19 protein-coding genes are annotated in these 23,333 nt (G+C 63.9%); 10 read left to right on the forward strand and 9 right to left on the reverse strand.

The window, feature by feature from the left end; all coding sequences use genetic code 11:
- Positions 1 to 2: 2 nt before the first annotated feature.
- Complete coding sequence (locus ACGLWX_RS04535) at positions 3 to 1,511, reverse strand: CoA-acylating methylmalonate-semialdehyde dehydrogenase (RefSeq protein ID WP_396237692.1); 1,509 nt, start codon at positions 1,509 to 1,511, stop codon at positions 3 to 5.
- A 171-nt stretch (positions 1,512 to 1,682) separates the two neighbouring features.
- On the opposite strand from ACGLWX_RS04535, the gene ACGLWX_RS04540 reads away from it, so the two are divergent.
- Complete coding sequence (locus tag ACGLWX_RS04540; protein WP_396237694.1) at positions 1,683 to 2,582, forward strand: LysR family transcriptional regulator; 900 nt, start codon at positions 1,683 to 1,685, stop codon at positions 2,580 to 2,582.
- A 267-nt stretch (positions 2,583 to 2,849) separates the two neighbouring features.
- Positions 2,850 to 4,232 (forward strand): NAD-dependent succinate-semialdehyde dehydrogenase, encoded by a 1,383-nt coding sequence (locus ACGLWX_RS04545; RefSeq protein ID WP_396237696.1) that lies wholly within the window; start codon positions 2,850 to 2,852, stop codon positions 4,230 to 4,232.
- 84 nt (positions 4,233 to 4,316) lie between these two features.
- Here ACGLWX_RS04545 and ACGLWX_RS04550 read toward each other — a convergent pair whose 3' ends face one another.
- From ACGLWX_RS04550 to ACGLWX_RS04580, 7 genes are all read right to left on the reverse strand, one after another.
- Positions 4,317 to 4,799, reverse strand: coding sequence for a phosphatidylglycerophosphatase A (locus tag ACGLWX_RS04550; RefSeq protein WP_396237698.1), 483 nt, complete (start codon positions 4,797 to 4,799; stop codon positions 4,317 to 4,319).
- Positions 4,799 to 5,539, reverse strand: coding sequence for a tellurite resistance TerB family protein (locus tag ACGLWX_RS04555; RefSeq protein WP_252107040.1), 741 nt, complete (start codon positions 5,537 to 5,539; stop codon positions 4,799 to 4,801). Before ACGLWX_RS04555 ends, ACGLWX_RS04550 begins: the two co-directional genes overlap by 1 nt.
- Positions 5,540 to 5,639: 100 nt before the next feature.
- Positions 5,640 to 6,362 (reverse strand): tellurite resistance TerB family protein, encoded by a 723-nt coding sequence (locus tag ACGLWX_RS04560; RefSeq protein ID WP_396237700.1) that lies wholly within the window; start codon positions 6,360 to 6,362, stop codon positions 5,640 to 5,642.
- A gap of 31 nt (positions 6,363 to 6,393) precedes the next feature.
- Complete coding sequence (locus ACGLWX_RS04565) at positions 6,394 to 9,459, reverse strand: AAA family ATPase (RefSeq protein ID WP_396237702.1); 3,066 nt, start codon at positions 9,457 to 9,459, stop codon at positions 6,394 to 6,396.
- Complete coding sequence (locus tag ACGLWX_RS04570; RefSeq protein ID WP_396237704.1) at positions 9,456 to 10,607, reverse strand: exonuclease SbcCD subunit D; 1,152 nt, start codon at positions 10,605 to 10,607, stop codon at positions 9,456 to 9,458. The genes ACGLWX_RS04565 and ACGLWX_RS04570 overlap by 4 nt, the downstream gene beginning before the upstream one ends.
- Positions 10,608 to 10,687: 80 nt before the next feature.
- A complete protein-coding gene (nadE, locus tag ACGLWX_RS04575; protein ID WP_396237706.1) occupies positions 10,688 to 11,512 on the reverse strand; it encodes an ammonia-dependent NAD(+) synthetase in 825 nt (274 codons plus the stop codon).
- 173 nt (positions 11,513 to 11,685) lie between these two features.
- Entirely contained in the window at positions 11,686 to 13,359 is a 1,674-nt protein-coding gene (locus ACGLWX_RS04580; RefSeq protein ID WP_396237708.1) for an SLC13 family permease, read from the reverse strand.
- 815 nt (positions 13,360 to 14,174) lie between these two features.
- On the opposite strand from ACGLWX_RS04580, the gene ACGLWX_RS04585 reads away from it, so the two are divergent.
- From ACGLWX_RS04585 to ACGLWX_RS04620, 8 genes are all read left to right on the forward strand, one after another.
- Positions 14,175 to 14,492: a hypothetical protein gene (locus tag ACGLWX_RS04585; RefSeq protein WP_252107029.1), complete on the forward strand. Its 318-nt coding sequence runs from the start codon at positions 14,175 to 14,177 to the stop codon at positions 14,490 to 14,492.
- A 217-nt stretch (positions 14,493 to 14,709) separates the two neighbouring features.
- Complete coding sequence (gene sstT / locus ACGLWX_RS04590; RefSeq protein ID WP_396237710.1) at positions 14,710 to 15,930, forward strand: serine/threonine transporter SstT; 1,221 nt, start codon at positions 14,710 to 14,712, stop codon at positions 15,928 to 15,930.
- 162 nt (positions 15,931 to 16,092) lie between these two features.
- Entirely contained in the window at positions 16,093 to 16,605 is a 513-nt protein-coding gene (locus ACGLWX_RS04595; RefSeq protein ID WP_396237712.1) for a helix-turn-helix domain-containing protein, read from the forward strand.
- 117 nt (positions 16,606 to 16,722) lie between these two features.
- Positions 16,723 to 17,457, forward strand: a complete 735-nt coding sequence (locus ACGLWX_RS04600; protein WP_396237714.1) for an AzlC family ABC transporter permease — start codon at positions 16,723 to 16,725, stop codon at positions 17,455 to 17,457.
- Entirely contained in the window at positions 17,454 to 17,792 is a 339-nt protein-coding gene (locus ACGLWX_RS04605; protein WP_396237716.1) for an AzlD domain-containing protein, read from the forward strand. The genes ACGLWX_RS04600 and ACGLWX_RS04605 overlap by 4 nt, the downstream gene beginning before the upstream one ends.
- Positions 17,793 to 17,811: 19 nt before the next feature.
- On the forward strand, positions 17,812 to 18,894 hold the full coding sequence (locus ACGLWX_RS04610) for an ABC transporter substrate-binding protein (protein ID WP_396237718.1): 1,083 nt from the start codon (positions 17,812 to 17,814) through the stop codon (positions 18,892 to 18,894).
- Complete coding sequence (locus ACGLWX_RS04615) at positions 18,888 to 19,892, forward strand: FecCD family ABC transporter permease (protein WP_396237720.1); 1,005 nt, start codon at positions 18,888 to 18,890, stop codon at positions 19,890 to 19,892. Before ACGLWX_RS04610 ends, ACGLWX_RS04615 begins: the two co-directional genes overlap by 7 nt.
- A 2-nt stretch (positions 19,893 to 19,894) precedes the next feature.
- The gene (locus ACGLWX_RS04620; protein WP_396238174.1) at positions 19,895 to 20,908 is read left to right on the forward strand and encodes a FecCD family ABC transporter permease; all 1,014 of its coding nucleotides are present in this window, start codon (positions 19,895 to 19,897) and stop codon (positions 20,906 to 20,908) included.
- On the opposite strand, the gene ACGLWX_RS04625 is transcribed toward ACGLWX_RS04620, so the two are convergent.
- On the reverse strand, positions 20,905 to 23,034 hold the full coding sequence (locus ACGLWX_RS04625; RefSeq protein WP_396237722.1) for a TonB-dependent receptor: 2,130 nt from the start codon (positions 23,032 to 23,034) through the stop codon (positions 20,905 to 20,907). The two genes, ACGLWX_RS04620 and ACGLWX_RS04625, sit on opposite strands and share 4 nt — an antisense overlap.
- Positions 23,035 to 23,333: the final 299 nt, after the last annotated feature.

A 23,333-nucleotide genomic window follows, 5' to 3' on the forward strand; every position in this document is an offset into this window, starting at 1 on the left:
GACTATTTAGCCGTGGGCATCATGAAGTCGGCGCCGTCGTCGATGGAGTCGGACCAGCGCTGCATGATCGATTTCTGTTTGGTGTAAAAGCGCACGCCCTCTTCGCCGTAGGCGTGGGTGTCGCCGAACAGCGAGCGCTTCCAGCCGCCGAAGCCGTGCCAGGCCATGGGTACCGGAATCGGCACGTTGATGCCCACCATGCCGACCTGAATGCGCCGGCCAAACTCCCGCGCCGCACTGCCGCTCTCGGTGAAAAGGCTCACGCCGTTGCCGAACTCGTGGGCGTTGATCAAGTCGATCGCGCTTTTGATATCCGGCACGCGTACGCAGGCGAGCACCGGGCCGAAGATCTCCTCTTTATAGATGGTCATCTCTGGCGTGACGTGGTCAAAGAGCGTGCCGCCCATCCAGAAGCCTTCGCCGTTGCCCTCGCCGGTCTGGCTCGAATCGAATTCGCGCCCGTCGACCACCAGCGTCGCGCCTTCTGCCGCGCCCTTCTCGATATAGCCGGTGATGCGCGCGTGGGCGTCTCTGGTGACGATCGGCCCCATTTCGGCGTCCTCTTGCATCCCGTCCTTGACCTTGAGCGTGCGGGCGCGCTCGGCAAGTTTTGCTACTACCTCATCGGCAATGTCATCGACCAGCACCGCCACACTGATCGCCATGCAGCGCTCGCCGGCGGAGCCAAACGCCGCGCCGACCAGCGCGTCCACCGCCTTGTCCAGGTGCGCGTCGGGCATCACCACCATGTGGTTCTTCGCCCCGCCCAGCGCCTGCACCCGCTTGCCGTGGCCGGCGGCGCGCTGATAGATCGCGTTGGCGATCGGCGTGGAACCCACGAACGACAGCGCTTGCACCTCAGGGTGATCGATCAGCGCCTCGACCGCCTCCTTGCCGCCCTGCACCACGTTGAACACGCCGTTGGGCAGGCCCGCCTGCTTTAGAAGGTCGGCGATCAGAAGCGAGGCGCTCGGGTCCAGCGGGCTCGGCTTCAGGATGAAGGTGTTTCCGGTGGCCAGCGCCACCGGAAACATCCACATGGGCACCATGGCGGGAAAGTTGAACGGCGTGATGCCCGCCACCACGCCAAGCGGCTGGCGCAGCGTCCAGTTGTCGATGCCGGTGCTCACCTGGTCGGTGTAATCGCCCTTGAGTAGCTGCGGCACGCCGCAGGCAAACTCGACGATATCGATGCCGCGGGCCACTTCACCCTGGGCGTCAGTCAAGACCTTGCCGTGCTCTTTGGTGATCGCCTCGGCGAGCTCGTCCTTGTGCGCGTTCAAAAGCGCCAGAAACTTGAACAGCACCCGAGCGCGGCGAATCGGCGGCGTATCCGCCCAAGCGGGAAACGCCTGGCTTGCGGCCTCGACGGCGCGGTTCACGTCAGCCTGGTTTGCCAGCGCCACCTGGCCGGTGGTTTGGCCGGTGGCCGGGTTGGTGACGCCCTGACGCTCGGCGGCGTCGCCGTCTACGCGCTGGCCGTTGATGTAGTGCTGAATCGCGGTGGACATAAGCTGCCTTTTGTTCGGTGATCGCTGAAGCGGTTTGCCGTGCGCTAAATTAGCGATACGGCCTAAACCCCTGGTTCATTCGAGCTTACCGCGCGCCGGGCCAGGATCAATTGAGTAATTCTTAAGCGCGATATAAGCTTTTCTGATAACAAAACGGGCCAAGGAGCTTTCATGCAGGAGTACGCCGCCCTGCGGGCGTTCGTAGCAGTGGCGCAAAGCGGCAGCGTCTCGAAAGCCGCCTCCCAGTTGCACCTGACTCAGCCCGCCGTCAGCCTAAAGTTGAAGCAGCTTCAGGCGCACTTGGGCCTAACCCTCTTTATCCGCCGCCCACAAGGCCTGGCGCTGACCCACGATGGCTTTGCACTGTTGCCCGCCGCGCGCCAGGCGCTGGCCAGCGCCCAGGCCTTCGAGCAGAGCGCCAGCGCCCTGCAACAGACCCTGCGCGGCAAACTCCGAGTCGGCACCATCGTCGACCCGGAGTTCATCCGCCTGGGCCACTTTTTGAGCCGGCTGATGGCCCGCGCACCGCAGCTCGAAACCGAGCTCGCCCACGGCATGAGCGGAAGCGTCATCACCCAAATCGAGCGGGGCGAACTCGACGTCGGTTTCATTCTCGCCCCGCCCGGCGAGGGCCCCGGCGTCGATACACTCGGGTTTCGCGAGCTGACCCACTTTCACTACCACGTAGTGGCCCCACCGGGCTGGGAGAACCGACTTTTGGATACCCGCTGGGAAGCGCTGGCGCGGCTTCCCTGGATCGTCACGCCCACGGACTCCGCCCACCACCGGCTTTTGAGCCTCGCCCTGGCCGAATGCGGCACCGCGCCCAATCGTGTGGCCCAGGTCGACCAGGAGGCGTGCATGCTGGATTTGGTGCGTGCAGGAGTAGGCTTGAGCCTGGCCCGCGACGCTCAGGCCATGGCCGAGCGCCAGCAAAACGGACTGGCGGTGGTTGACGATGTGCGCCTGCCCTGCGCGCTTAGCCTTGCCTGGCGACAGGACCGTGAATCCGAGCCGCCGATTCGCGCGGCGCTCGACACTCTGGATAGCGTTTGGCTCCACCGAATTTGAGCCGGCATTGCCGCTGGCAACCCGGCGTGAATCCTTCGGAACCATCCTTGCAGTCGAGTGATCAAAACGAGCTACGCTGGATAGGCCGAGCCTTTGCTCAGGCCTAATCCAGGCCTTTAGACATTCATGTTTGGCTAGCCCGGCGTTTGTCTACTAGGGTTAAGAGCGAACCAAATAGACCAGTCGGCTAATGGGTGATTCACCCAAGGGCTGGACGCGGGCTTTGTGGCCCGCACTCAAAGCGTTGATTAAAAGACAGGAGGTCTTATGAGCAACAGCATTACGACGGTCAATCCGGCCACCGGCAAAAACCTCGAAAGCTACACGCTGATGGACGAGAGCCAAGCGCTCAAGGTCGTCGAGCAGACCCACGAGGCTTTTCTACAGTGGCGGCTCAAGTCACTGGACGAGCGGGCAAAGGTCATCAAGGCGATCGGCAAGGCGCTTGCCGATAACAAGGAAGCCTTCGCCACGCTCATGGTCGATGAAATGGGCAAGCCGCCAGAAGAGGCGCGCCAGGAGATCGACCTGTGCGTCGGCATCTGCGACTACACTGCCGAGCACGGCCCGGACAAGCTCGCCGACGAGCAGCGCAAGCCCGGCAACGGCGAGCGCGGCATCGTGACCTACTCGCCGATAGGCGTGATTTACGGCATCCAGCCATGGAACTTCCCCGCCTATCAGGCGGTACGCTACTCGATCGCTAACCTGATGGCGGGTAACGGGGTGCTGTTGAAGCACGCCGAAAACGTCACCGGCAGCGGCCTGTTCCTCGAGAAGCTCTACCGTGATGCGGGCCTGCCGGAAAACGTCTTCCGCACGCTGGTCATCTCCCACGACGTATCGGACAAGATCATTGAGCACAAGCACGTGCGCGGTGTGACCCTGACCGGCAGCGACACCGCCGGCCGGAAGGTGGCTGCCAAGGCCGCCGAGAACCTGAAAAAGACCGTGCTGGAGCTCGGCTCCAATGACGCCTACCTGGTGCTCGACGACGCCGACCTGGATCTGGCGGTGGATACTTGCGTCACCGGGCGCGTGTTCAACGGCGGCCAGACCTGCGTGGCGGCAAAGCGCTTCGTGGTGACCGAGAAGAACTATGAAGCCTTCAAGGAGCGTTTCGTCGAGAAGATGAAGGCGCTCAAGGTCGGCGACCCGAAAGAGAGCGGCACCGACGTTGGCCCGATGGCTCGCGTAGATCTGCGCGATGGCCTGCACGACCAGGTCGAGAAAAGCGTGCAAAACGGCGCCAAAATCCTCTGCGGAGGCGAGAAGCCGTCTGGTCCCGGCGCGTTCTACCCGGTCACGGTGCTGGATAACGTCACCCCAGGCCAGCCAGCTTACGATGACGAGCTGTTCGGCCCGGTCGCCGCGCTGATTCGCGCAAAAGACGACGAAGACGCCATGCGCATCGCCAACGACAGCCGCTACGGCTTGGGCGGCGGCATCATCTCGAAGGACGTGAAGCGCGCCACCGAGCTTGCAAGCAAATACTTCGATACCGGCATGGTGTTCATCAACGGCTTCGGTGTGGCAACCCCGGAAATGCCCTTTGGCGGCGTGAAGGACTCCGGCTACGGCCGCGAACACGGCGGCTTCGGCATGCACGAGTTCGTCAATGCCAAGGCGGTCATCATCGTTCAGGAGTAAGGGGACGGTGTCGGCCTGAAAGGCCTTTACTAGCGTTACTGATTGACGCCGCAAGCGCTGCTTGCGGCGTTTTTTATGCGCGCGTCAAATAGCGCGCGGGGCGTAGGTCCGGCGGTAAACCAATAGCAGCGCGGCCAACAAAAGCCACGTCAAAAATGCGGCGATGACGTCGTCCAGCACTACGCCGAGCCCGCCGGGTGCGAACTCGGCCAGATGGATGGGCGGCGGCTTGATCGCATCGAGTAGCCGGTACACGATGAACGCGGCGGCCATTACCCAGAGCGTTCGCGTCGCCTTGAGACCAATCACGGCCAGCGGAAAGGCGACGATTTCGTCGAACACGATACTGCCGTAGTCGAGCCCGCCGTAGTAGCCGGAGGCGAAGTGGCAAACGAGTACGCCCAAGCCCAGCAGCAGCGCGTTAATCGCCATCTGATGGCTAATGCGAAAGCCCAGCAGCCACCAGGCCAGCGCCACGCCCCAAAGCGTGCCCACGGTGCCCGGGGCGAGCGGCGCAAATCCCACCCCCAGCCCCGTGGCCAGCGCAATGTTGAGCGCTTCGAGCATCAGCTCGCCTGGGCGGCTTTACGCTTGAGCCGGATCAGCGTTTCGCGATCGAGCCCCAGGGCATCGGCGAGCTGATCGATCCAGGCGTTTTCCATCTCGTGGCGCTCGCCGGCCACCGCCAAGCTGACCAGCATGATTTCCCGGGCCGCCTCGGGGGAATCCGCCTGCTCGGCAAGCGCGCTGGCATCCAGCGGCGCGCTTAGCTGCTTTTCTACCCAGGTGTAGAGCTCGTCGTCGGCGCCCAGATCACTCATTTTTTGGGTGACCCGGGTGCGCGTCTGCTCATCGCTTTGGCCGGTGGCGCGCGCGGTCAGGATCATCGCCTGCAGCAGTGTGCGGCTGCGCTGCTCCTGGTGCTCGCCGCTGAGCGAATCGATGTGCTCGCCGCCGGCGGTGCGGGCCTGGTCACGGTCCCATTCATCATCGGCACCGGTGCTCGGTCCGTTACGTAATTCCGAGCTTTGCCACGCGTTCCAGGCATACATACCGATACTTGCCACGATTCCATACTTGAGCGCCTTGCCGGTCAGCTTGCGGCCAGGCCTTGAGCCCATCAGCAGCGCCATGGCGCCGCCGCCCAGCGCGCTTCGGGTATCGAAGCCTGCGCGCGGCCGGGGCGACTGAGTGCGGTTTGGGCGCGGGCCGCGCGGACCCGGCGTCGGCTCGTCCAGCACGCCCTTGAGGCCCAGCTCGCCGCTGCCTTGCTCCATCAACTGCTTGAAAATACTGCTTGCGTTCATCCGTGGACTCCTTGATTCAGTGGAGTGGCAACCCGCCACCCTACCAGCAGGTTAGACGTTTTCGCTCCCTTTCACCTCTACCCAACGCCGTCGACGACCATTATCCGGCCTGAGCCGCCTGGCGCTCGAGCTCGGCGACCATCTGCTGATCCAGGTCGAGTTCCAGCGCGAGCTGGTCGAGCCAGGCTTTTTCCATCGGGTTCTGCTCGTCGCTCACCGCCAGGCTGATCAGGTACATCTCCCGCGCCGCCTGGGGCGAATCCGCCTGGGAGGCGAGCGCTTTGGCGTCGAGCGGGGCGTTGAGCTGCTGCTCGACCCAAGCGTGCAGCTCGTCGTCGGCACCGAGGCTATCGATCTGCTCGCCAATCAGCGCGCGCTCGTCGGCGTCGATATGGCCATCGGCGCGGGCGGCCATGATCATCGCCTGCAAAAGCTCGAGGCTGCGCCGCTCCTGAATTTCACCTTCGAGCACGTCAATCCGCTCGCCCTCCTCGCGACCGGATGCGTCGCCGTGGCTGCCCTTGGCCTGGTGGCTTTGCCACGCCTTCCAGGCGAGCATGCCGACGCCGGCGATCGCGCCGTACTTGAGCGCCTTGCCGCCAAGCTTGCGCCCGCGCTTGGAGCCCACCAGCATGCCCATGGCGCCGCCGCCGAGCAGGCTTTTGACATCCAGCCCGCTACCGCCGCCGCTGCTTTTGGCGCCTTCGCCGCCGCCGAACTGGCGCGAGAGGCCGTCGAGCACGCCCTTGACGTCTACCCCGCCGTTTTGGCTCTTGCCGCCCGCCTGCTTCATCAGCTGCTGTAAAATGCTGCTCGCGTTCATTGATTCCTCCTTGTCGTCGAGACGTCAACGTTCAATGGACCGCGCCCTTGATCGAGGTCGTACTGCCCAAGCGGTGCGCGGCTACTTCGATACGAACCGCCATCTGCTCCTTGAGTTCACTGACGTGGGAAATAATGCCGATCATGCGCCCGCTGGACTGCAGCTCGCAGAGCACCTCGATCGCCTGATCCAGCGCGTCCTGATCGAGGCTGCCAAACCCCTCGTCGATGAACAGCGTGTCGAGCTTGATGCCGCCGGCGTAGGCCTGGACCACGTCCGATAACCCCAGCGCCAGCGCCAGCGCCGCCATGAAGGACTCGCCCCCAGACAGGGTCGCCACCGGGCGCTGCTTGCCGGTGTAGGTGTCCGCCACGTCGAGCTCGAGCCCTGAGGCGCTGTTGCCTTTCGAGGGGTCTTCCCGGCGCACGAGCTGATAGCGCCCGCGGCTCATGCGGGTGAGCCGCTCGGAGGCCTGAATCAGGACGTCGTCGAGCAGCACGCCGAGCACGAAGCGCTGCAAACTGATGCGATGACCGGTGCGCCCGTTGGCCACGTCGCTAAGCGTGCCCCAAAGCCGGTACTCCGCCTCGAGCGCCTGCTGGGCCTCATGGGCAGCCTTGAGCTTCTCACGCACGCCGTTCAAGGCGTTCTGGCGCTCGCTTAGCCCGCGCCACGCCTCGAAAACCGCCTGCTCGCGAGCCAGGCTCGCCTCGACCTCTGACTCGAGTGCTGCCATGTCCGGCTCGGGCTGATCCGTGAGCCTGGCGTCGGCGCTGGCGATAGCTCCGGTAAGCTCGTCCAGGCGCCGCTGGTAGGCCTCGACGCGCTGGGCCGCCGCCTGGCGCGCCGGCTCTTCGAGCCGGGCGGCATCGAACGCGCGGGTGTCCGCGAAGGCGCTCGCCGCCAGCGCCTTCTGCCACTCGGCGCGGGCGCTTTCGAGCGCCTGCTCGGCCTGTTTGAGGCGCGTTTCGCCGCCGCTTGCGCGCTCCTCGGCGCGAGCCTGCAGGGCCACGCTTTCGTCGTGGGCCTTTCGGGCACCGGCGTGGGCCGTTTCGATCTCGCTGATCTCGGCGGCAAGCGCCTGGATACTGGTGCGAAGCGCCTGCGGGTCGCGGGCGTCCGCGGGCAGCGCCTCGCTGAGCTGGTCGCGCTGAGTCAAAAGGCGAAGCGCCTGCTCTTTCGCCGCATCCCGCTCAGTCTGAGACGCTTTCAGCGTTTGATCCTGAGCGCTCCAGTCGCGGCGCAGCGTCTCGCGCTGAGTCGACAGCGCGTCGATCTCGCGCTCGACGCTTTCGCGCCGCGCCGCGCTGGCCTCAAACGTCGAGACGGCGCGCTCAAGCTCGCCTAACGGCGCACCGGCCCACTCGCCAAGCGCCTGGCTCAGGCGGCTTCGCTGCTCGGCGTGCTGGCGGGCATCGAAGCGCGCCGTCTCCAGCGCGCGCTCGGCGTCCTGCTGCGCCTGGCGGGCGCTGGCCGCCTGGGCTCTGGCCTGCTCTACCTGCTCTTTAGTGACGATATCACCGGAAGGCTTCGCGGGCGCCGGGTGATCAGAGCTTCCGCACACCGGGCAAGGGGCATCCACTTGGAGCGTTTGCGCCAAAAACGCCGCCTGGCCCTGGTGCCAGCGCATCTCGCACTCGGTGGCGGCGCGTTCGGCGTGGCGGGTCTGCGCCTGGCACTGCTCGAGGGTTTGCGCCGCGCGCTGCTCGCCGGTTTGGGTCTGGCGCTCCTTGTCGGCCAGCGCCTCGAGTTCGCGGCGCGCCGCAAGAAGCTCCCGATGGCGATTGAGCTCCGCCGGCGCCCCGGCCAGGCGTTGATACTCCGCCTGAAGCGCCTCGAGACGCTGGCTGGCCGCCTCGCCCTGCCGGCGAATCTCCTCCAGGCGCTGCGTGTGCTGCTGGAAGGTGGACGCCGCCTGCTGATGCGCCTGGTCGGCCTGGCGGGCCCGCGCGGCGAGCTCCTCCAGCGCTTGGCCCTTTTCGAGGTACTCGCCGAGCGCCCGGCGGCGCTCGGTACGTTCACTGAGCTGCTCGAAACGCGCTGTCGCCTCGGCCAGCGCCGCTTGCGCTTTCGCCGTGCGCCCGCGCTGATCATCGAGCCCCGCCTGGGCCTGGCGCTGCTCTTCTCGCGCCGCTTCCAGCGCTTTTCGTGCTTGGGCCTGGGCCTCGAACGGTGCGCGAAGCGCTTGGGCGCGCTCGTTTTGCGCCAGGCGCTGGCGCTCGCCTTCGATGGCATCACTGCTTTCCAGGTGCGCGCTCTTTTCACGCACCAGCGCCTCCCGCGCCTGGCGCTGGCGCTCGATCTCTTTACCTGCGTCGCGGCGCTGCTCCGCCTGGCGGCGCTCGCGCTTGGCGGCCTCGAAGCCGGCGGTGGCCTCCTCGACCCGGGGCGAAAGCGCGGCAAGCTCTTCATCGAGGGCGGCCTCGCTTTCGAGCTCGCCACCGGCCAGCAGGCCGCTAATGTGCTCGCGGTGGCTTTTGACCCGAGCGACGATCCCCTTCGAGCGCTCCAGCAGCTCATCCTCGATACGCTTGAAGATCTGCGTTTGAAACAGTCGGGCGAAAATCTTTTCGCGCTCGCTGGACGGCGCGACCAGCAGCTCACGGAACTTGCCCTGGGGCAGCACCATCACCTGGCGAAACTGTTTGACATCCAGCCCCAGCAGCGCCTGAACCTGAGCGTTAGCCTCCCCCACGTTTTTGGCCACCAGGCACGTCTGCTCCTCGAGCGCCTCGTTGAGCTGCCAGAGCTGGGCTTCGGCGTTTTGCGTGGTGGTGCCTTCGCCGCGCGCCTTGGGGCGCTCCTGCTGGGGTACGCGGCGCAGGCGGTAAAGGCGCTCCTGCAGGCGAAAATCCAGCGTCACCTCGGTGAGAAGGGTTGGGCTTGCGCTGTCGCAGCGCATCTCCGTGCCGGTGCGCTCCTCGCCGGTGGTCTGGCCGTAAAGCGCAAAGCAGATGGCGTCGAGAATCGAGCTCTTGCCGGCGCCGGTGGGGCCGTTGATCAGAAAGAGCGGGTGGCGGCCCAGAGCGGTGAAGTCGAGGCGCTCGACCCCGGCAAAGGGGCCGAAGGCCTGCATGGTGAGCACGAGTGGGGTCACGAGCCGCCCTCCGCCTTGTTGAGCTCTGAAATCAGCGCTCGCACGACCGTTTTCTGGTCGTCGTCGAGCGCTTCGCCGCTGGTCTGCTCGAAGAAGTCGCTGAACATGTCCAGCGCGCTGAAGTGGAGCTTTTCGCGGTCGAGCTGCTGGGCGCCGCGCGCCTCGAGCATGCCCGGCTTCTCCAAATGGAGCACGTTGGGGTAGAGCGCGCGCAGCTTGCTCATCGGGTCGAGAATGGCGTGGCGGTCTGTCAGGCGCACCAGCAGGTAGTCCTCGCGGCGCTCGACAGCCTCGTTTTGTGCCTGGGCCAGCAGGTGTTCAAGCTCACCTTCGAGCACGCGCACCTCGCGCCTGGGGGCGAGCGTGCGCCACTCGAACGTAAGCTTGCCGTCGGCGTCGATATCGACCAGCGTTACGCCCTTTCGCTGGCGCGCCTCGGAAAAGCTGTATTTCAGCAGCGAGCCGCTGTAGCGGATGTGCTCGCTGCCGCGGTACTGCGGGCCGTGCAGGTGGCCAAGGGCCACGTAGTCAAAGCCCCGCATCGGCTCCCAGGCCACGCTCTCCGCCCCGCCGAGATTCAGCGGGCGCTCGGAGTCCGAGGCCGCGGCGCCGTCGACGAAGCAGTGGCTCATCAGAAACGTCGGGCGGCTCTTTTGGCGGGCGGCCTCGATACGCTCGAGTAAAAAGCGGTGGGCGCTGTCGAAGTCGCGCGCCTCGCACTTGAAGGTGCTGCGCACGTGCTCCGGGTCGGCGTAGGGAATGCCGAAGATATCGACCGTCACTCCGTTCGCCTCGAGGGTGACCGGCGTGTCGATTCGGTCGAGCTCTGAGAGGATATAAAGCCCGGCCTTCCTGAGATGGCGGGCGCCGAAGCGCAGCCGCTCGGCGCTGTCGTGGTTGCCGGAGATCATCACTACCGGCAAGCCCCGCCGGTCGCAAAGCTCATAAAGTACGTCATCGAGCAGCGTCACGGCACCGGCGGGGGGAATGGCGCGATCGAAGATGTCGCCGGCGACCAGCACCGCATCGACGCCGTCACGATCGACGATCTCGATGAGCTGGTCGAGTACGAAGCGCTGGTCATCGAGCAGCGATACGTTGTGGAAAAGCCGCCCCAGGTGCCAGTCCGCGGTGTGCAGTAGTCGCATGGCATCGCCCTAATGAAAGTGCCCGCATCTTATCATCGACCTCCACGCCCGGGCACTTGCTCGACGGCGGTAGTGAACGCCTATGGCGCGATGGGCAGGTCGCGCTTGTGCTGGGTGCGCTCGAACGTCTGCACGATGGTCTTGCGCGCTGCGCCGTCGATCGCCTCGCCGGTCAAAAAGGCGTCGATCTCGGCGTAGGTCACGCCCAGGGCGTCTTCGTCGGCGAGCTGCGGCTTCAGGGTTTCGAGATCCGCGGTGGGCGGCTTTTTCACCAGCGCTTCTGGTGCGCCAAGCTCGGCGCCGAGGCGGCGCACCTGGTCCTTGGTAAGCCCGGCCAGGGGCACCACGTCGCAGGCGCCGTCGCCGAATTTAGTGAAAAAGCCCATCAGCGCCTCGGCGGCGTGGTCGGTGCCGACCACCAGCCCCGCGTGGGCGCCGGCCACCGCGTACTGCGCCACCATGCGCTGGCGCGCCTTGATATTGCCCAGCACGAAATCGCGCTGGTGCTCGTCGCGAAACACGAGACCGCCCTCCTCGAGCGCTTGGAGCGCGGCGTCGCTGGCGGGCTTGATGTTCACCGTGAGCAGATGATCGGCGCGAATGAAGTCGAGCGCCTGCTGGGCGTCGTTTTCATCAGCCTGCACGGCGTAGGGCAGGCGCATGGCGTAGAACTCGGCCTCGAGGCCCTCGGCGCGGGCTCTCTCTACCGCGAGCTGGCAAAGCCGCCCGGTCACGGTGGAATCGACGCCGCCGCTAATGCCGAGCACCAGCGTACGCAGGCCAGTCTCCTTGAGGCGCTGGTAAAGAAACGCCACGCGCCGCTCGATCTCCTCGTTCACATCAATCGACGCTTTGACGCCGAGGGCCTGGCGGATACGGGTCTGCTGATCGCTTTGCGAGTCCATGCGGTTCTCCTTTTCAAGATTTAAAGCCCACTGCCTTGAGCGTTTCATCCAGCGTAGCGAGGCGGCGCTCATCTGCCAACGGGCCCGGCGCCTTTCGCCACGTTTTGGTTCGCCCAACGAAAAGCCCCCGCATCGGGCGGGGGCATGAGGCTTGAGTGCTAAACGCTTGCGACTTAGTTGCGAAACGCGTCCGGGTACACCGTCAGATCCACGCTCCAAAGTGCCGGGAGCAGGAAGTAGGTCGCGGCCACGATCAAAATCAGCGCGATGATATTGAGCCAGAAGCCGTTGCGCACCATTTCGGCGATGGTGATCTTGCCGGTGGCGAAGATGATCGCGTTGGGCGGGGTGCCGACCGGCAGCATGAAGGCGCAGTTGGCCGCCATGGCCGCCGGCACCATCAGCACGAACGGATGCACGTTCAGCGCCAGCGCCAAGGAGGCCAGTACCGGCAGAATCATGGTCGCGGTCGCGGTGTTGGAGGTGATCTCGGTAAGGTAGAGCACCATGGCGGCGGAGAGCAGAATCACCATCAGGAAGTTGACGCCTTCCAGCACGCTCATCTGATCGCCCATCCAGGCAGCCAAACCCGACGAGTTGAAGCCGGCAGCGATCGCCAGGCCGCCACCGAAGAGCAGCAAAATGCCCCAGGGCACGTCACGGGCGATGTCCCAATCCAGCAGGCAGCCGCCCTTGGTGCGCGAGGGAATCAAGAAAAGCGCCACCGCCGCGGTGATCGCGATCATGGTGTCGTTGATACCGGGGATATCGATGATCTGGCCCTGCCACAAAAACGAGCGGGTGATCCAGAAAAACGCCGCCAGCAAGAACACGGCCAGCACCGCTTTCTCCTCGAAGCTGGTGCGCCCGAGCGCCTTCATCTCCTTATTGATCAGCTCCTTACCGCCGGGCAGATGGCCCAGGTTCATCGGGTAGATAAAGCGCGTGAGCATGATCCAGCCGATGAACAGCAGCACGACCACGACCGGAAAGGCGAACATCAGCCAGCTGGCAAACGAGATTTCATAGCCGAACAGCTCGCTGACCACGGCGGCCAGAATGATGTTGGGAGGCGTGCCGATCAGCGTGCCCAGCCCGCCGATAGTACCGCCGTAGCCGACGCCGAAAATCAGCGCTTTGCTGAACTTGTCAATCTCACCGCTGTGATCGCCGTCGCTCTTGGCAAGCTCCTGGGTGACCTGATAGACGATCGCGGTGGCGATCGGCAGCATCATCATCACCGAGGCGGTGTTGGACACCCACATCGAAAGAAAGCCCGTGGCGGCCATGAAGCCGAACACGATGCTATTGATGCTGGTGCCGAGTATGGAAATGATCGTCAGCGCAATACGCTTGTGCAGATCCCACTTCTCCATCGCCAGCGCGATCAAAAAGCCGCCCAAAAACAGAAAGACGATGGGATTACCGTAGGCGGCGGTGACCGCGCTGCCCTCGAGCGCCCCGGTAATGGGCAGCAGTATGATCGGTAAAAGCGAGGTCGCCGGAATCGGAATGGCCTCGGTGATCCACCAGATAGCGACCCACAGCGTGGTCGCCAGTACCATGCGGCCTTCGAAGCTTAAGTCTGCCGGCTCAAAAAACAGCACCGTCAGCGCGAACATCAAAGGCCCCAGCACGAGCCCAATGGACTGCGCACGGTTGTAGGCCGGCGGGCGCGGCGAGGGGTTGGGGTTTTCATCGGGAGGTGTCGGCGTGCCTGAACCGCCTTGCGCCCCGTTCGCGCCGGGGGCACCGGAGGTCGGCAGCGCGCAGAGAAGAAGGTTTTTGGCCTGATAATGATAGTGCCAAAGCTGGTCCCAGACCGATAGGGTGGCCGTTTTGAACATGGGGCAGTACCGCTTGGTATTGAGTGAGCAGTAAAGACGCTTCGCGACAGCGCCTTGAGATGGCTAAAACAGCGTCGCCGATTTTAGAGCGCCCTTTATTCCCTGCAAGCGGCGATTAGTCCAGCGAATTAGCCTCGATTAATACCAAAGTCTAACAACTTTAGTTGAATACACCGCCTGCTCCTTTTATATGCGCGACTGCTTAACAAAAATCGACGCGCGGGCTGGCTCAGGACCATCGCCTTTGATATTAGCCGGTTAGCGAGCGAACGTTTCTCACATGCCGTTTTGATGACCTTCAGGTTAACTTTTTGTACAACTTTCATGAACGCTGGACCCGGTGCATGGTCTATACTTTCGCCAAGACCCAGAGAATGTCTGTACAAGCATCGGGCTGGTCGTAAAACACGTACGAGGGGATTTACTCAAATAGTTTACGCTCAAGGAGTTAAGATGATACGCCAACATCTTTTCAATGGGGCTCAGCCAGGAAGCCCAGAGCATCTTGAAAAATATCTAAGCGAACAGAAACTTAGGAGAGAAAAAGAGAGCAACACGGAGTTTTTATGGCTGACCGCCGCCTCTTTTCTCGCCGGAAGCTTGGCAACGCTTGCCTTCGTAGTACCGCTTTAAGACCCCATTTGTACAGCGAAAACCCCGCCACCGTGAGCGGGTTTTTTTTATACGTGGAGATTTTTTCGACAGGGCCAAAATTGGTGATTGCTTCTGCTGGTGAGGTGTATTACTGTGAGTTGGTACAAGACACGTATAAATAAATACTTTACCAAGTATCAGCATTCACAAGGAGTGGTGGCATGCACAGATTACAACTGGAAAACATTTCGGAAGCCGGCCTGCAAATGGCGATCAAGGAAATCCGCAGCGAAATGTTTGATACCCCGCATACGGACTTTACCATTGCCAAAATGTTGAGCCATTGCGGTCATTTCTCTTCCGCAGAACTGTATCTCGACGAGATGCTGATGAAGTGGGGCTCGTCTCCTGACGTGGTCGAGTTGATCAACAAGGGCTACTCCATGGTCGATGCCATGAGCGCGACCGCCAAGGCCCAAATTGCTAGCCCGGTAGCGGCCCACCAAACCAGCGTTGAGACTGAAGCCGCCGTGGCATAACGTTGTAACGGCCGAGAACTGATAAAAACGGCTTGCTTTCCGGATGAAAGCAAGCCGTTTTTTTGTGTCCGCTCTTTAAAAACGCCTACGTCGTTTCGAGCTCGTCGTTTTTTTCTCTTAATGCCCCCGCCCTGCCCCTTCGCTGCTAGAATGCCCGCCTTTCGCGAGCGTCGCGCAGCGCGTCGGCGCCTTGTCCTGACTGACCAAGAGCTTTGCAATGATTGCGACTGCCCAAGCGGCGCTTCGGCCTTTATTACGGCTGGGCCTGATTTCTCAAATTCTCATCGGTATCGCCGTCGGCGTTGCGCTGGCGCTACTTTCGCCGGCGGTGGCGACCCGCGTGGCACTACTTGGCCAGCTATTCATCAGCGCGCTGCAGGCGGTCGCGCCGATTCTGGTGTTCGTGCTCGTGATGGCGGCAATCGCGGCACACCAAAAGGGCCGACCCACCCAGATACGCTCGGTGCTGGCGCTTTACGTCATCGGCACGCTGATCGCGGCGTTGATCGCGGTGAGCGCGAGCTTTTTGATGCCCACCGAGCTTGCGCTCGATGCGCCTCGTGCCGATGGCAACCCGCCGGGCGACATCATCGGCGTGCTGCGCGACCTGCTGCTCAACGCGATCGCCAATCCGGTCAGCGCGCTGATGGAGGCCAACTTCGTGGCCATTCTGGTGTGGGCTGTGGGCCTGGGGCTTGCACTGCGTCAGGCGAGCGACACCACGCGCCGGGCGCTTTCGGATCTCTCCGGGGCGGTCACCCAGCTCGTTACGCTGGTGATTCGTCTGGCGCCGCTGGGCATCTTCGGCCTGGTGGCGGGAACGCTCGCGGAGTCCGGCGTCTCAGCGCTGCTCAAGTACGCCCAGCTGCTGGGGATCATCGTGGGCTGCATGGGTGTGGTCGCGCTCATTACCAATCCGCTGCTGGTCTACATTGTTACCCGGCGAAACCCCTACCCACTGGTGTTGACCTGCCTGCGAGAAAGCGCCATCACCGCCTTTTTCACCCGAAGCTCCGCGGCCAACATTCCGGTGAATCTGGAGCTTTGCCGCCGGCTGGATCTCGACGCCGATACCTACTCGATCTCGATACCGCTGGGCGCGACCATCAACATGTGCGGCGCGGCGATCACCATTACCGTGATCACGCTGGCCATGACCCACACCCTTGGCATCGGCGTCGACTTTCCGACCGCGCTGCTGCTGTGCGTGGTCTCGGCGCTGGCCGCCTGTGGGGTTTCCGGCGTGGCCGGCGGCTCGCTGATGCTGATTCCCATGGCGGCGAGCCTGTTCGGCATCTCGACGGAAGTGGCAATGCAGGCCGTGGCGATCGGTTTCGTGATCAGCGTCGTGCAGGACGCCACCGAGACCGCGCTGAACTCCTCGACCGACGTGCTCTTTACCGCCGCTGCCTGCCGCGCGAAAAAACCAGCCGCCTGATTTATCACTCCGCGCCTGCCTTTTATCTCTTCTCTCATCTTTTTATTAGCCACGCCGGGTTGACGACCCGGCGTTCTTTTTATAAAACGTTTCTTATATAAAGCGTTCTCTAAAAAGAACACTTCAAAAATAGCACGACGCTAAATTCGCGAACGGTTCACCATGAAAGAAGAAACGTTACGCACGCTAGGGGCGCACCTTCAGCGTTTGCGCCTGGCGCGCGGGCTGTCGCTGAGCCAGCTGGCAAGCGCGGCGGGCATGGCCAAGTCCAACCTGAGCCGGCTCGAGCAAGGCAACGGCAACCCGACGCTGGACACGATCTGGCGCCTGGCGGTGCAGCTCGGAGTGCCCTTCGGCGCCCTAATTGCGCCGGTCGACGAGGCGCTGGGCGACGACGACGTACAGCTCACGCTGATCGAGCAGGGTCAGGGCACGCCCCAAGTCGACGCTTACTGGATGGGGTTCGCACCCCATACCGAGCGCCAGGCCGAAGGGCACACCCCAAACACCGTCGAGACGCTGTTCGTCATTAGCGGGCATATCGAGGCGGGTGAATACGGCGCACTGCGCACGCTGGCCCCCGGTGACAGCGCTCGATTCAACGCCGACCGGCCGCATTTTTATCGCACCCAACACGAGCGCGCCACGCTGCTCGTCACCATTACTTACCACTAGCCATTCGCGTCAATCGCTATCACGTACCACTCGCTACCACGTACCAATCACTATCACGCACCACCCGCTACCGCTTATTACGCACCACTAATAACAGCTCAAAGGCATCGAGGTCCCATGCGCGCGTCCACCGAATCCAGTGCCCGCTCCCACGCCGTTTGGCACGCCGCCCTTCAGGGCGCGCGCGAGGGCATTCCGCTGCTGGGCGGCTACATACCGGTATCGCTGTCGTTCGGGCTGGTGGCGACCCAGGCGGGCTTTACGACGTTCGAAGCGGCGGCGATTTCGCTTTTGATCTACGCCGGCGCCTCGCAGTTTCTGTTTGTGGGCATGATCGCCACCGGCGCGCCGCTTTGGCTGGTCGTTGCGTTGACGCTGCTGATCAACGCGCGCCACTTGGTGTATGGCCCGAACCTGGCCGCGCTGCTGCCCCGAAGCCGCCACTGGCTCTGGCTGATGCACGGGCTGACCGATCAGGTCTTCGCCCTGGCGCTGACGAGACTCCCAGCGCTCGACCCCGCGCGGCGGTTCGGCTGGTTTTTAGGCTGCGCGCTGATGGCCTGGGCGGTTTGGGTAGTGGGCACCGTGGTGGGCGCGGTGGCCGGCGAGGCGGTGACCGCGTACTGGCCGCTGCTGGGCGAGATCATGCCCTTCGCTCTACCGGCACTGTTTCTTGCCATGACCGCGCCGCGGTTTGTCGATCTGCGCTGGTCGCTGGCGCTTATCGCCACGATTATCGCGTCGCTGGCGCTGACGCTGACCGGCGCCAGCAACGTCGCGATTCCGCTGGGGGCGGCGTGCGGGGCGCTGTGCTTTTACGCGGTGCGGTTTTCCGCCAGGAGGCGCGCATGAGTATCGAGCTTTGGATCGCCGTGGCGCTGTCGGCGCTCGGCACGCTGCTGATTCGTGTGGCGCCGTTTCTCTGGATGCAGCGCCGGCTCGATCAAAGCGATGGCCCCACGCCGCTGCCGGAGTGGCTGGCCATTCTCGGCCCCCTGATGATCGCCGCCGTGCTGGGCGTGTCGATCGTTCCAGTCAACCCCAACGCCACGTCCTGGCTTGCCACCGCGCTGGGGCTTTTCGCTACGGTGCTGGTTTGGCGGCGCACCCGCTCGCTTGGCTGGCCGGTGGCGGCGGGGGTCGCGGTGTTTGGCATCGCGGTGTTGAGCGCTTCGCTCATCGCTTAGCATAACGCCTGATAACGCTTTGCATTCTCTTCTAGCGCGTGACAACATCGCCTCTTTTGATTGGGTACCCTTCGTGGCGATCACACCGCGCCTTCGCGACGACGGCCTTACGCGCCGTCGACTTCTCACCGTTTGCACGGGGCTTGGCGCCCTGCTGGCCGCCCCCGGCGCTATGGCGCTTTCGGCTGACACCTTGGCACACGATGCGTCAGTGCGCGATACATCGGTGCGCGACGCCTCCTCACCCGAGACCCTGCGCATCGTCACGCTTTTTCAGGGGGCGACGGACAACGCCGTGGCGCTGGGACTGACGCCCATCGGCGTGGTGGATTCATGGCTCGAGCGGCCGATGTATCGCTACCTGCGAGACGATCTGGCCGGGGTGGAGCACGTGGGCCTCGAAACCCAGCCCAATCTTGAGAAGATCGCCTGGATTTCCCCCGAGCTGATTGTTGCCAGCGACTTTCGCCACGCCCGGGTCGCCCCGCTTCTGCGCGCCATCGCGCCGACGCTTTCCATGCCCACGGTGTTCGATTTCAAGATCACGCTGAGCCAAATGGCCGAGGCCACCGGGCGCGAGGCGCGCGCCGAGGCGCTGCTTGCGCGCTGGGATGCGCGAGTCGCCGACTTTCGCCGCCAGATCATGGAGCGGTTCGGCAGCGAGTGGCCGCAAAAGGTGGCGGTGGTGCGCTTCAAGAGCGATCACCTGCGTATCTACACCAGCGGCTTCGCCGGCTCGATTCTCAGCGAGCTGGGCTTTGCACAGTCCAAGACACTGACCGCCCAAAGCTGGGGGATGAAGCTGACAAGCCCAGAGAACATTCCGGTGCTGGACGCCGACGTGATGTTCGTGCTGCTCGAGCCGGATGACCCGGCCATCGCCGACAACTACCGCCGCTGGTCGGCGCATCCGCTTTGGCAGCGGCTGACGGCGGTCGAGCGTGACCGGGTATTCGAGGTCGAGCCGGTCAGTTGGATGATGGGCGGCGGCATCCTGGCCGCCAATGCCATGCTCGACGACCTTTACCGCCATTACCAGCTTCGCCCTTCCGCGTTTGGCGAAAGCGCCTTCGCGGCCGGTAGGGAGAACGCCCCATGCTGAGCCATACATCGAGCCGGGCGCTCGGGCTGCTTGTAGGCGCGCTTGCGCTGCTGGCGGCGTTTCTGGCAAGCGTGATGCTGGGCACCACGCCAATCGCCTTGAGCGCCCTGCCCCAGGCACTTTTCCACTACGACCCGGGCCGGGTAGATCAGATCATCCTGCTCACCGAGCGCATCCCGCGAGCCTGCGTGGCCGCGCTGGTCGGCGCGAGCCTTGCCGTAGCGGGGGCTTTGATGCAGACCGTGACCCGCAACCCGCTCGCCTCTCCCGGGATTCTGGGCATCAACGCCGGCGCCATGTTCTTCGTGGTGGTGGCGGTGTCGCTTGCGCCGCTGAGCACGCCGGGGCAGATCGTCTGGGCGGCGCTTTTAGGCGCCCTGTTAGCGGCCGGCCTGGTGGTAGCGCTGGCCCGCGGCCGCCAGGGGGAGTTTTCACCGCTTCGCGTGGTGCTGGCCGGCGTCGCGGTCACGGCGCTGTTCGTGTCGTTCAGCCAGGGACTTCTGGTGATCGATCAGCAGAGTTTCGAGAGCGTGCTTTACTGGCTGGCGGGCTCGGTGTCCGGGCGCGACCTTCATCTGGTGGCGCCGCTGCTACCGCTGTTTCTGGGCGGTCTCATACTCAGCGCGCTGCTCGCCGGGCGCGCCAACGCGCTGCTGCTGGGCGACGACCTGGTCACCGGCCTTGGCATGTCGGCGACGACCACCAAGCTGCTGCTGGGCGCGGCGGTCATCGTGCTGGCGGGAAGCTCCGTGGCGCTGGCGGGGATGATCGGTTTCGTGGGCTTGATCGTGCCGCACATGGCGCGCGGGCTCTTCGGAGTTGACCACCGCTGGCTGCTGCCCGCCTGCGTGCTGCTCGGGGGGGCGCTGCTGCTGCTGGCGGACGTCGCCGCGCGCTTCGTGATGCCGCCCCAGGAAGTACCCGTGGGCGTGATGACCGCGCTGCTCGGCACCCCCTTCTTCATTTACCTGGCAAGGCGCAGGCTGGCCGCCCAATGAACATGAACGCTTCTTCGCGCACAGCGCCCGCCGCGCTCGCCTCCTTTCGCGCCACGCTGCTATCGCTTTTTCTACTATTGATCGCCAGTGCGACGCTGTCGCTGTGTCTGGGCAGTTTTCCGACCTCGCCGGCCCGAGTGGCCGAGGCGTTAATCGCGCCGTCAAAAAGTGATATCGCCTTCATCGTCTGGGAGCTTCGTCTGCCGCGCATCGCGCTGGCGGTGCTGGTCGGCGCGGCGCTAGCCGTGGCCGGGGCGCTGTTGCAGGCGATCGTGCGCAACCCGTTGGCCTCGCCGGACGTGATCGGCATCACCAGCGGCGCCGCCTTCGCCGCGGTGGCGTTTCTGGCGCTGCTGGGGTCGACCTTAAGCATCCACTGGCTGCCCGTGGCGGCGATGCTCGGCGCGCTGGCTGCGGCCTTTGCAGTGATCGGGCTAAGCTGGCAACGGGGCATTCGCCCGACGCGCATGGTGCTGGTGGGGATTGGTCTGGCGGCGGCGCTGGGCGCGGGGACGACGATGATGATCGTGATCGGCGACGACGCGGCGGCCATGGCGGCCTATGTCTGGCTCACCGGCAGCCTTTACGGCGCGCAGTGGGACGATGTGCGGGGGCTACTGCCTTGGCTTTTGGTGACGCTGCCGGTTTGCTTGATGCTTGCCCGCCACGCCGATGCCATGGCGCTGGGCGACGACGTGGCGCTGGGGCTAGGGGTGGCCATCACGCGCAGCCGGTTGGCGCTTTTAACCTGCAGCGTGGTACTGGCGGGCGCGGCGGTGGCCTTTGCCGGGGGCTTGAGCTTCGTTGGGCTGATGGCGCCGCATCTCGCGGCCAGGCTAACCGGTCGCCATCTGGCAAGGCTTGTGCCCGCCGCCGCGCTGGTCGGCGCGCTCATCGTGCTTTGCGCCGACCTGCTGGGGCGGGTCGCCTTTCTGCCCAAGGATTTGCCGGCGGGAATCTTCGTGGCCGGCATCGGCGCGCCCTTTTTCGTCTATCTGCTGTATAGAACGCGCTAGAAATCCAGACGATAGCCCAGCGTCAACGTGCGCCCGCGACCGGCGAAGTAGCGCTCGTCGTTAACCAGCGCGCTCTGCGAGTAGTAGGTCACGTACTGCTCGTCGAGCAGGTTGGACACCCCGACGTTCATCTGGCCGACCGGCAGTCGATAGCCGATCGCCGCGTCCATCAGCAGGTAGCCGTCGAACTCGCGGTTCGCCTCATCGAAGGTTTCATCGAAGGCGTAGTTGGCCTGCACGAAGGTGGAGAGGTCATCGGTCCAGTTCGCTGACCAGCTGGCGGTCAGACGATCCGGCGAGACATCGAGCCCCGAGAGCTTGGCATCCAGGTTTCCGTCCTCGTTGCTGTCATAGCGCCCGTCCATGCGCGAGTAGGCCACCCGGCCGGAGTGGCGGTCGTTGAACTGGTAGTCCAGCGCGGCCTCGACGCCCTTGATCTCGGTCTCCTGGCGCTGCATGTAGAAGACGTCGTCGATCTCGGTCAGGCGGCTACCGAAGTCGGACGAGGATTCGTAGTAGCTGAGCTCCGCCGCCAGGCGGCCGTTCTCGAAGCGTACCCCGGTTTCGATGTTGTCGGTGACGATCGGGGCGAGGTTATCGATGCTGCCAACGGACTGATTCGGCGTGCTGATGCCGCGAAGCGCGCGCCCCACATCGGGAATCGAGAAGCCTTCGGAGTAGTTGGCGAACAGGCTCCAGTGCTCGACCGGGCTCCAGACCGCGCCCAGGTTATAGAGCGTTTCGTTGAAGCTCGGGTCGCCGCCTTCCACCGCCACGCCGTTGTTGGCCGCCACGGTGCGGTAGCTGTCGATGTCGAGCTTTGCGTACTCGTAGCGCGCGCCGGCGGAGAGCAGAAGCGAGTCGACCGGGCGCAGGTCGGCCTGCACGAACGGCGAGAGATCGGTGTAGTCGGTGGGCGGCACGTAGGTGCGATCGCTGGTGTACAGGTACTGCTCGGTTTCATCGAACAGCGTATCGAAGCCCAGGGTTACCTTCAGGCGTTCGTCCCACAGATCGTCGCGGGTCAGCGAGACCTTGGTGCCGAACTTGGTGGTCGCCGCCAGGGTCTGGTCGAAGTAGGTGCCCACCGGCGCCAGCGCCGGGTCCTGAAAGGTCGCCGAGTCGGTCGCGCCGAACAGCGCCTCGTAGTCCTGGTAGAACGCTTGGGCGCTGAGCTGCATGCCGGCTAAATCGAAATGGTCGTAGCCAAGCCCGGTCGTCCACACCCGGTTGTAGGGCGCATCGCCTTCGGGGGTGCCGCGCAGCGAGGTCGTGACCACGCCGTTCGCGCGGTCGCCTGTAACGCTTAAGTAGTCGTTGTGGCCTTCGATATCGTAGTGATTGAGCGTGAACTGCAGGCGCTGGTCGTCGTCGATCCAATAGGCGAGCTTGCCCAGCAGATCATACGAGCGCGAATCCATGAGATCGCCCTGGGTGTTGTCTACCCCGACCGCGTCGCCGTTGCCGTCCAGAAACAGCCCCTGGTCTTCCACACTTGCCGAAAACAGATAATCCACGTCGCCGCTGTTGCCGCTCACGCCGTAGCCCGCCTTGTAGCTCAGCGTCTCGCTGTCGAGCTCACGAGTGGGCGTGGTGATCTGCCCCTCTACGTACTGGTTGAAGGAGCCGGGTTCCGGGCGCTTGGTGATCAGGTTGATCACCCCGCCCGCCGCGCCCACGCCGTTGGTGGCGTTGGCGCCCTGGATCACTTCGATCTGCTCGACCATCGAGAAATCGATGGCGTGCGCCTCGCGCCCGGTCGGGCGCAGCGGGTTGGATTGGGGAATACCGTCGATCAGGATCAGCGGCGTGCGGCCTCTCAGCGTCTCGCCGCTGCCGCTCATCTTCTGGCGGCTGGGTGAGTAGGACGGCAGCAGGTTGCTGAGTATCTGCGACGAATCGCTGGTCATCTGGCGCTGCTGGGTGATCTCCTCCTCGCTAATGATGCGCACCGTCTGCGGCGAGTCTTCCACGGTTGCATTGGTGCGCGAGGCGGTGACCACCATGGTCGGCTCAGCGCTGCTGCGCCCGGCGGGCTCGGTTTGTTGAGCGAAGCCCTGCGTCGCTGCCACCAGCCCGGCGAGGGTGACCGTTGGCCAGATGGCCATGCGTTTATCGATATTCACCTTGTCCTACCCCTTTTTTTAACAGCTTTTTTTCACCGCTTTTTAAGCCGCTTTTCGATGTGCCTTGTGTTGGCGCGCATAAATACCCGCATTGGAACGAGCATCTAAATGATAATGATTGTATTACGCATATTAGACCCTTATTTTCTATAAAATGGAACACCGCGTTCGACTCATTCCTGCGCGGATGTCTTTTAATGGATAGCGATATGACGTACCGGAAAAAGGCGCAAAGGAGGGAAAATATTGAAAATGAGAATTTTTTATCCTAGGGTTTGCTCCGTTCGCTGACTGCACGA

It is taken from the genome of Halomonas sp. HMF6819, assembly GCF_044335525.1.
Classification (GTDB): Bacteria; Pseudomonadota; Gammaproteobacteria; order Pseudomonadales; family Halomonadaceae; genus Vreelandella.